Origin of the sequence: Pseudomonas edaphica (assembly GCF_005863185.1) — a bacterium.
Lineage (GTDB): Bacteria > Pseudomonadota > Gammaproteobacteria > Pseudomonadales > Pseudomonadaceae > Aquipseudomonas > Aquipseudomonas edaphica.
In genome coordinates this window covers 1-4,005 of sequence record NZ_VBVZ01000559.1, presented here as the reverse complement: position 1 = coordinate 4,005, position 4,005 = coordinate 1, and the positions used below count along the sequence as shown (strand labels likewise).

The window sequence follows — 4,005 nt, the reverse complement described above, 5'->3', positions numbered from 1 at the left end:
CCCATAATGAGCACACCCGGTCTATCTGATGCACCGATTGAGCGATTTGGGAGCGCTGCGCGCTCCAACGCAGGGCAAGCCTGCTCGCCACAACAAGCCTGCTCGCCACACCAGCTCTTTTCACTTCAATTATCCGCCGTTCTCCCAAAATCACCGCAAGTTCCGAACGGTGCATATCGTTACAAGTTTTTTGTCCTACAAAAAACCCCTAGAAACCGTACAGTCTCTGGGATCTGTCCTAGACTGATGACCGATGGGTCCGTTTCAAAACAAAAACCCCGCAAAAAATCGAAACTTTACAACTCTGCCGCAGGTCAAGTTTTTAAGGGAGACGAGCGCAGGCGCTTCAGCCGAACGCCCGTCCATCCACTCTTTTTTCGCAATGGGTGCAACTGGCATACGCCTTGCCAGCTTGTACTGTGCTTGTGCGCCTGGCCGCAGGATGTGGCCAATCGGAGCCGATGGCAGCGGGCCATCAGCCGACCAAACATGTAGGAGAGAACTATGATCAGTGCTGCAGTCGATACTCAGGGAGAGCGTTTTAGTCAGCCGGCAGGGGGACCGACTTCGTTGGCCGACCTGCCCAACACTGTGCGGCCGATCGTGAGTCAGAACCCTAATCGTAAGAAAGTCCTGTTTGTGACGTCCGAATTCGCCGACCTGGTGAAAACCGGCGGCCTGGGCGACGTATCCGCTGCCCTGCCCCGCGCCATGGCGCACCTGCATGATGTGCGCGTGTTGATCCCGGGCTACCCGCAGGTAATGGAAAGTGACAACCCGATCCATATCATTGGCGAGCTGGGCGGGCACGCAGCGCTGCCGCCGTGCAAGATCGGGCGCATGGACCTCAAGGATGGCCTGGTTATCTATGTGCTGATCTGCCCCGAGCTCTACGAGCGTGAAGGCACGCCCTACGGCGCCAACAATGGCCGCGACTGGCCGGACAAACATATCCGCTTCGCTCGCCTGGGCCTGGCCGCCGCCGACATGGCCGCCAACCTGGCGCAGATCCACTGGTGCCCGGACCTGGTGCACGCCCATGACTGGCCGGCTGGCCTGGCGCCGGCTTATATGCACTGGCGTGGGTCGCGCACCCCCACGCTGTTCACCATTCATAACCTCGCCTATCAAGGTGTGGTCAGCCTGGCGTCGACCCCGGAATTGGGCATTCCACCCCATGCCCTGCAACAGGAAGGCATGGAGTTCTACGGCAAGATGTCGTTCCTCAAGGCGGGCATGGCGTATTCCAGCCATATCACCACCGTGAGTGCGACCTACGCCCAGGAAATCACCACCCCGGAATTCGGCTGTGGCCTCGACGGCTTCCTCGCCAGCAAGACCCAGCAAGGCCTGCTCAGCGGGATTCCCAATGGCATCGACGAAAGCTGGGAAACCTCCACCGACACGCATCTGACCCATAACTTCAATATTGGCGACTGGGAAGGCAAGGCGGTGAACGCCGCCCATGTGCGCGAACTGTTCGGCCTGCACGAGTCCAGCGGCCCGCTGTTCGCGGTGGTATCACGGCTGGTGTACCAAAAAGGCCTGGACCTGACCGAAGCGGTCAGCAGCTTTATTGTCGAGAACGGTGGCCAGATCGCCATCATCGGCCGTGGCGAGCCGGAGGAAGAACACGCCATGCGCGAACTGGCCCTGCGCTTTCCTGGCCAGGTCGGGGTGCGCATCGGCTTCAACGAAACCGATGCACGGCGCATGTTCGCCGGCAGCGATTTCCTGCTGATGCCCTCGCGCTATGAGCCGTGTGGCTTGAGCCAGATGTACGCCCAGCGTTTCGGCTCGCTGCCGGTGGCGCGCAATACCGGCGGCTTGGCGGACACCATCGAAAATGGCGTCACCGGCTTCCTGTTCAATGAGTCCACTGTCGAGAGCTATAAAGAAGCACTGAGCCGCGCGTTCAGGGTGTTTGCCAATAAAGGCCTGCTTAACGCCATGCGCAGCCGCTCCATGACCCAACCGTTCAACTGGTGCCAGGCGGTGGAACCCTACGCCGAGCTATACGAGCAACTGGTGGCCAAGGCCCTGGGGAAACCCACGAAGTAATTTTTTGGTTGTTGTTTCAAAAAAGGGAGGTCTTCATAGATGCCGTCACGGACTCTGGAAACCTGGCCCCACGGCGCAATCATGCTGGACGCGCAACACACGCGTTTTGCCTTGTGGGCGCCAGACGCGTTTTATGTCAGCGTTGAATTGCAAGACGGCAAGTCCATCGCCATGCTGCCCCAGGCAGATGGCTGGTTCGAGGTAGAAACCGAGTGCCCGGCGGGCACTTGTTACCGCTACAACATTGATGGCGAACAGGACGTGCCGGACCCGGCATCCCGGGCCCAGGCACTCGACGTGCACGGCTGGAGCGTGGTCGTCGACCCCCTCGCCTATCAATGGCGACACAGCCAGTGGCAAGGTCGCCCTTGGCATGAGGCGGTGATCTACGAACTGCATGTGGGCGCACTGGGTGGCTATGCTGGCGTGCAAAAGCACCTGCCACGCCTGGCCGAACTGGGCGTGACCGCCATTGAACTGATGCCGCTGGCGCAATTTCCCGGCGAGCGCAATTGGGGCTACGACGGGGTGCTGCTCTACGCCCCGCAAGCCTCCTATGGCTCCCCCGAACAACTCAAGGCCCTGATCGACAGTGCCCACGAACACGGTTTGGCGGTGATCCTGGATGTGGTCTACAACCACTTCGGCCCCGATGGCAATTACCTGGGCCAGTACGCCCAAGGCTTCTTTGAAGAAGACGTGCACACGCCGTGGGGCGCCGGGATTGATTTTGATCGCCGTGAGGTGCGCGACTTTTTCCTCGACAACGCACTGATGTGGTTGCTCGAGTACCGCTTCGACGGCCTGCGCCTGGACGCGGTCCACGCCATCGACAACCCCGGTTTCCTCAAGGAACTTGCGCAACGGGTACGCCAGCAGGTGGACACCGGCCGGCACGTATGGCTGGTGCTGGAAAACGAACTCAACCAGGCCCGCCTGCTCAAGCACGACTTTGATGCGCAGTGGAATGACGACTTCCATAACGTACTGCACGTACTGCTCACGGGCGAAACGGATGCGTATTACAGCGACTTCGCACAAGACCCCACCGAGAAGCTCGCGCGCTGCCTGGGCGAAGGTTTTATCTACCAAGGCCACACCACCCGTCACGGCCATGCGCGCGGCGAACCCAGTGGTGATCTGCCACCCAGCGCCTTCGTGGCGTTTTTGCAAAACCACGACCAGGTCGGCAACCGCGCCCTGGGCGAGCGCCTGCACCAACTGTGCTCGCCCCAGGCGTTGAAGGCGGCCACCACCTTACTGCTGATGTCGCCGATGATTCCGCTGATGTTTATGGGCGATGAAGTCAACGCCGAGCAGCCGTTCCTGTTTTTCACCGATCATCACGGTGAGCTGGCCGAAGCCGTGCGCGAGGGCCGACGCAACGAATTTGCCGATTTCGCCGCGTTTAAAGACCCTGAGCGGCGCGAACAGATCCCCGACCCGAATGCGCTGCCGACTTTCCTGCAGTCGGCGCCCCGCTTCACCGAGCACGAACACGCGCAGCTTTACCGTCAGCTGCTGAGCCTGCGCCATCGGCACATCGTGCCGCACTTGCCCGGCAGCGTGGCCCTGGGCGCGCAGGTACTGGCCGACGGCGCCGTCACCGCGCGCTGGCGCCTGGGCAACGGCAGCCTGTTGCAGATTGACCTGAACCTGGGTGCCACGCCGCTGGATCACCCGGCGCCGCCGCACCTGCTATTCGAGACGTCTGCCCATGAAGGCGCGCAACTGGCGCCGTTCAGCGCACGCGTCGCCTTATCCCCTGTTGGAGATCACCCTTGAGCGAAGCGAACCTGGAAATACTCGCCAGCCGCGCGGGCCTGGCCGTCGATTGGATCGACGCAAACGGCCGTCCGCAACATGTCGAACCCGCCGCCTTGCGTGCCGTCCTCAAAGGCCTGGGCCACCCGGCCGATACTGACGCCGAGATCAATGCCAGCC

The 4,005-nt window shown here is 61.3% G+C and carries 2 protein-coding genes; both read left to right on the top strand.

Features of this window, described 5'->3' with window-relative positions:
* Window positions 1-504 precede the first annotated feature (504 nt).
* Window positions 505-2,061 (top strand): glycogen synthase GlgA, encoded by a 1,557-nt coding sequence (glgA, locus tag FEM54_RS26450; RefSeq protein ID WP_138453645.1) that lies wholly within the window; start codon window positions 505-507, stop codon window positions 2,059-2,061.
* 39 nt (window positions 2,062-2,100) lie between these two features.
* The gene (gene treZ / locus FEM54_RS26445) at window positions 2,101-3,846 is read left to right on the top strand and encodes a malto-oligosyltrehalose trehalohydrolase (RefSeq protein WP_138453644.1); all 1,746 of its coding nucleotides are present in this window, start codon (window positions 2,101-2,103) and stop codon (window positions 3,844-3,846) included.
* The last annotated feature ends 159 nt before the right edge of the window (window positions 3,847-4,005 follow it).